At 77.9% G+C, this 1555-nt stretch carries 2 protein-coding genes; both read left to right on the forward strand.

Features of this window, described 5'->3' with window-relative positions; all coding sequences use genetic code 11:
• The first annotated feature begins 411 nt into the window (after nt 1-411).
• Entirely contained in the window at nt 412-870 is a 459-nt protein-coding gene (locus ABD308_RS04640; RefSeq protein WP_344325938.1) for a recombinase family protein, read from the forward strand.
• Between the two features lie 57 nt (nt 871-927).
• The coding region (locus tag ABD308_RS04645) for an ATP-binding protein (protein ID WP_344325941.1) at nt 928-1555 on the forward strand (628 nt) is incomplete at its 3' end.

The raw sequence follows: 1555 nt of genomic DNA on the forward strand, positions 1-1555 counted from the left end.
GGGCCCGGGGCGTGTGCGAAGCGCGGCGGGGGCGCGCGGTGCTTCGTGCACCACGGCGGGGCACCACGACCGATCGGGGCCGGGGCGCGCCGACCCCGGGCAGAGGAGGACGGGAAACCGCAGGTGGGCGGGGGGCGGGACGGCGGCGTGCCGGGCAGACCCGCGCGCGGGGGCCCGGGTCGCCACCCCGCGCACCACGGGGCGCCGGTGCCCCGCTCTTGGCCCCGGCCCCGGCGATCCGCACGATCTCAGGTGTCCGGCGCCCACCGGGCACGGCGGGGCCCAAGAGGATCAAGAGGATCAATGGGTAGTCACCCCCATTGATCCCCGTACCGTTCCGGAGGTCCGCTGGACACCGGCCCGCAACCGCACTCCCCCACCCATCACAGCGAGCAAGGCCAGGTGAACGGCATGCACGACCCCCACGAACCGCTGAACCGGGCGGCCCGGCGGTCCGCGATGTACTTGCGGTGCCGCCCGTACGACCCCCAGGAGGCCGAATACGTCCGCTCCACCATGGAGCACCTGGCCCACCGTCTCGCGCTGCCCCACCCCACCGTCTACGCCGACCACGGGCTGAGCACCCGCGGCCCGCTGCCGGCCCTGGCCAGCCTGCTGACGGCGGCCGAGCGCGGCTGGGTGGACGTGGTGCTGGTGCCCGGCCCGTTCGTGTTCTCGCTCGACGACCGCGCGGCGGCGGAGACCGTCGAACGCCTCGCCCGGGCGGGCTGCGAGGTCGTCGAGGCGCCGGGCCGGGTGGTCCGCCCGGTCGGCGCGTTCCGGGACGCCCCCGATCATCGGCGGCTCGCCGCGGCCGCCGTTCCGGCGCCGTTCCCCGACGGCGGCGCGGTGGTGTCCGGGGTGCTCTGAGCGGCCGTGCCCGCCCCGCCCGACCCGGACGGGACGGGCGCGGGCATGATGGGACGCATGCCCGTTCAGACTCCTTCCGCGCCCGAGGGCCGCGGCTTCGTGGGCCGGGTCCGGGAACTCGCCCGGATCGCCGAAGGGCTGGCCCGGCCGCCCGCCGTGCTGCTCGTCGAGGGCGAGGCCGGCGTCGGCAAGTCGCGACTGGTCACCGAGGCGGTACGGGCACTGGACGGAGCGTGCGCCTCGGCGACGGGGCGCACCGTGCTCCTCGGCCGCTGCCATCCGCTGCGCGAGCCGGAGCCGTTCGGCCCCGTGGTGGACGCCCTGCGCGACGCCGCCGCGCTGCTGCCCCCGCCCGACCGGCTGCCGCCCAGTGCGGGGGCGCTGCGCCGGGTGCTGCCGGACCTCGCCGACCGGCTGCCCGCCGCGCCGGCCGACGACGGCGACCTGCTGTCCGCCCGCCGGCTGCTGGCCCAGGGCGTGCGGGCGCTGCTGGCCGCGCTGGACGACCCGGTGCTGGTGGTCGAGGACGTGCAGTGGGCCGACGACGCGACCCTCGACCTGCTGCTCCGGCTGGCCCGTGACCTGCCGCCCCGGCTCTGTCTGGTGATCACCTACCGCCCCGAGGACCTGCCGCCCGGCGCCCCGGCGCCCGAGGCGACCCTGCCCGAACTCTTCGAGGCCGCCG

The organism is Kitasatospora putterlickiae, assembly GCF_039527695.1.
Taxonomy (GTDB): Bacteria; Actinomycetota; Actinomycetes; order Streptomycetales; family Streptomycetaceae; genus Kitasatospora; species Kitasatospora putterlickiae.